Annotated in this window: 4 protein-coding genes; all 4 read right to left on the minus strand. The window is 65.5% G+C overall.

The features are described 5' to 3' along the window. Nucleotides 1-180: 180 nt before the first annotated feature. Nucleotides 181-786 carry a recombination mediator RecR gene (recR, locus tag B4E36_RS07925; RefSeq protein WP_292051611.1) on the minus strand — a complete coding sequence of 202 codons (606 nt, stop codon included), beginning with the start codon at nucleotides 784-786 and terminating at the stop codon, nucleotides 181-183. A 396-nt stretch (nucleotides 787-1,182) separates the two neighbouring features. Beyond that, on the minus strand, nucleotides 1,183-1,794 hold the full coding sequence (locus tag B4E36_RS07930) for a LysE family translocator (RefSeq protein ID WP_292051610.1): 612 nt from the start codon (nucleotides 1,792-1,794) through the stop codon (nucleotides 1,183-1,185). Between the two features lie 10 nt (nucleotides 1,795-1,804). After that, nucleotides 1,805-2,128, minus strand: a complete 324-nt coding sequence (locus tag B4E36_RS07935) for a YbaB/EbfC family nucleoid-associated protein (protein ID WP_292051608.1) — start codon at nucleotides 2,126-2,128, stop codon at nucleotides 1,805-1,807. 22 nt (nucleotides 2,129-2,150) lie between these two features. Continuing rightward, nucleotides 2,151-3,557 (minus strand): DNA polymerase III subunit gamma/tau (locus B4E36_RS07940; RefSeq protein WP_345900209.1); only part of this gene is annotated, 1,407 nt, incomplete at its 5' end.

Here is a 3,557-nt window from a genome sequence, read left to right on the forward strand (position 1 = left end):
GGCCTATCTTGGCGAGGTCGCAGATGACTGGACGGACCGAAGCGAGGTCGCCCGGCAGTTGGCGGAGCGTCTCGGCGAATGCGTCAGCAATGCGCTGAAATCAGGATAGGTTTCCGGCTGGACGAACCTTGGTCCAGTGGTTGCCAGTTCACGAATATCGAAGCGGGAGAGCCGCGTAAGCTACAGGCTCGTCCGCGCCCTGAGCGCTGCCACCAGCGTGCCCTCATCGAGATAGTCGAGTTCGCCGCCGACCGGCACGCCGTGGGCAAGCCGGGTGACCTTGATGTCGAGGCCTTCGAGCTGATCGGTGATGTAGTGGGCGGTCGCCTGGCCCTCGACGGTGGCGTTGACGGCGATGATCAGCTCGCGCACCTCGCCGGCCTTCACCCGGTCGACAAGGGCGGCGATGGTGAGATCGTCCGGGCCGATGCCGTCGAGCGGCGACAGCGTGCCGCCGAGGACGTGATAGGCGGCGTTGAGCGCCGCAGCACGCTCCAGCGCCCACAGATCGCCGACATCCTCCACGACGATGACGAGGCCCTGGTCGCGGGTCGGATCGGTGCAGATCGTGCAGGGATCGGATGTGTCGACATTGCCGCAGGTGGTGCAGATCTTCACCTTGTCATAGGCATCCTGCATCGCGCCGGAGAGCGGGCCCATCAACTGGTCGCGCTTCTTGATCAAATGCAGCGCCGCCCGCCTGGCCGACCGCGGCCCAAGCCCCGGCACCTTCGCCAGAAGCTGGATCAGTTTTTCGATTTCGGGACCGGTGACTCGCTTTGCCATGAGTGCGCTTTATCCGATTGCGGCGGGCAATGGAAACATTATCCGGCGTGGGAGCAAGGACTGTCGTCAATTCCACACCTGCTTCGATGGTCCGGTCGTTTTTCGGACCTTGCCCGCTTACCCCTGGGAACACGACGAAGATCGGGGAGTGACTGCAAGGGCCGCTCCCTCACCCGGCGCATTCGCGCCACCCTCTCCCCACGGGGAGAGGGGGAGCGTGGGGCATTCTCTGAGTAACCGTCAGGCACTGTCATCAAACGCGAAGCGCCGCCCCTTCTCCCCTGAGGGGAGAAGGTGGCCGAAGGCCGGATGAGGGGGGCTCAAGCCGAACACCGGCACGCAAATCGCATGTTCGCGTCTTCGCAACGAGGGGGCCGGTGAGGGTCGCCAGCGTTCTTACCGCGTCGCAATCGCCACCGCAGCCCCGCCGATCATGCCGGCGCTGAGGCGGTTGGCGATCTTCATGGCGCGCGGGCTTTTCAGTAGGCGGCGGGCCCTGGCGGCCAGGAACACCCATGCGAGATCGACGATGGCAAGCACCAGCAGCAGGGTGACGGTGAGTTCCAGCCAGCCGACAAGAGTGACGCTTGCGAGATCGAGGATCGTCGGCAGCAGCGCCACATAGAACATCATGATCTTGGGATTGCCGATGGTGATGCTGATGCCGGTCAAAAACATTTTCCAGCTGGAGCTTGCCTGCGGCAATTCCTCGCAGGCGGTCTCTGTCCTTGCAAACCACATCTTCCAGGCGAGCCAGAAAAGATAGGCGACGCCCGCCCATTTGATCGCCACGAACACGCCGTGAAAGCTGGTGGCGACGGCCGCCAGCCCGAACACCGCCAGCGTCAGCCACAGCGCCTCGCCCAGCCACATCGCCGCCAGAAACGGCAGCACGTCGCGATGCCCGCGCGCAAGCACGCGGGCGACGAGGGCGGCCACGCTCGGCCCCGGAGAGCCGGCGGCGACGAACAGCGTGATGGCGAAAAGGGCGAGCGCGCCGAGCGTCATGGCGCTGTCCTCAGAAGGGCAGCTTCATGCCGGGCGGGATCGGCAGGCCGGCGGTCAGTTCCTTGGTCATTTCCTCCGCCTTCTCGCCGGCGCGGTCCTTGGCGTCGCGGTGGGCGGCAACGATCAGGTCTTCCAGCATCTCGGCCTCGTCGCCGGCAAGCAGGCTCGGATCGATCTTGATCGACAGCATGTCGCCCTTGCCGGTCATCTCGATTGTCACCATGCCACCGCCGGAAACGCCTTCCACCCGGGCGGCCGCGATCTCTTCCTGCAGCTGCTCCATCTTGGCCTGCATTTCCTTGACCTTGCCCATCATGCCCATCAGATCGCGCATGTCATCTCCTTGAATGTTGTTTCTATTCGTCGATATCGTCTTCCGGCAGCACGTCGCCGTCTTCGTTCATGGCGGCGTCGGGCGCGTCGCTCTCGGCCGTATCGGCCGTTTCCGTTTCGGCACGCACCCGCACGTCGCGGATTTCAGCGCCGGGGAAGAATTTCAGGATCGCGGCGATCTCCGGGTCCTCGCGGGCATCGCGGAAGCGCTGTTCGCGCTCGGCTTCCTCGGCTTCCAGCAGCGTCGGCGCGCCGGCCTCCTTGCTGAGGCTGACGAACCAGCTCTCGCCGGTCCATTCCCGAAGCTTCGCGCCGAGATCGTTGAGGAAGGTCGCGGATGTGCCGGGCAGAAGGTTGACCTCCAGCCGGCCGGGCTCAAGCCGCACCAGCCGCACGAAATTGCGGATTTCCGAGCGCATCTTGATCGCGCGGTTCTTCGAGCAGAGATCGGTGATGTCCTGCAACGACTTGATCGCCGAGGTCTTTTGCGGTTCGGGGGCGGGGGCCGGTTCGGGCTCCACGGTTTCCGGCTGCGGCGCGATCTCCGGTTGGCGCGCTTCGGCGCTTTGCGGGTGCAGCATGGTGACGGTCGCGGATTGGCGGGGCGCTTCGCCGGTCTGGCGGGCGGAAACGGCATTGGCGCTTCCGGAGCCGCCAGCCTGCGGGCGACCTGCCGGCGGCGCGGATGGGGCCGCAGCAGCGCCGCCTTCCTCCAGCGCCAGCAGCCTGCGGGCGGCGTCCTCGGGCGAGGGCAGGCTTGCTGCATGGGCGAGCCGGATCAGCACCATTTCGGCAGCGCCCAGCGGGCGGGCGGCGTTTTCGGTTTCCGGAATGCCCTTCAGGAGCATCTGCCAGATGCGCGACAGCGCGGAGACCGCGACCTTTTCGGCAAAGCCGGTGCCCGCGGTGCGTTCGATCTCGCTCAGCGACACGTCTTCCGCGCCTTCGGGCACATATTTCAGCCGCGTTACCAGATGGGTGAAATCGGCCAGATCATTGAGCACCACCACGGGATTGGCCCCGGCCTCGTACTGCGACTGGAATTCGGCAAGTGCGGCGGCGACATCGCCGGTCATAATATGGCCGAACAGGTCGACGATCCGGGCGCGGTCAGCAAGGCCCAGCATGGCGCGCACGGCGGATGCTTCCACATGGCCGCTGCCGTGCGAAATCGCCTGGTCCAGCAGAGAGAGGCCATCACGGGCCGAGCCCTCGGCGGCGCGGGCGATCATCTGCACCGCCTCGTCCTCGATCTCGACGCCTTCCTTGGCGGCAATCGTGGAAAACAGCCGCACCAGATCGGCGGCCGGAATCCGGCGCAGGTCGAAGCGCTGGCAGCGCGACAGCACCGTGATCGGAACTTTGCGGATTTCGGTGGTGGCGAAGATGAATTTCACATGCTCGGGCGGCTCTTCCAGCGTCTTCAGCAG

The sequence above is a fragment of the Martelella sp. UBA3392 genome (assembly GCF_002358775.1).
Classification (GTDB): domain Bacteria; phylum Pseudomonadota; class Alphaproteobacteria; order Rhizobiales; family Rhizobiaceae; genus Martelella; species Martelella mediterranea.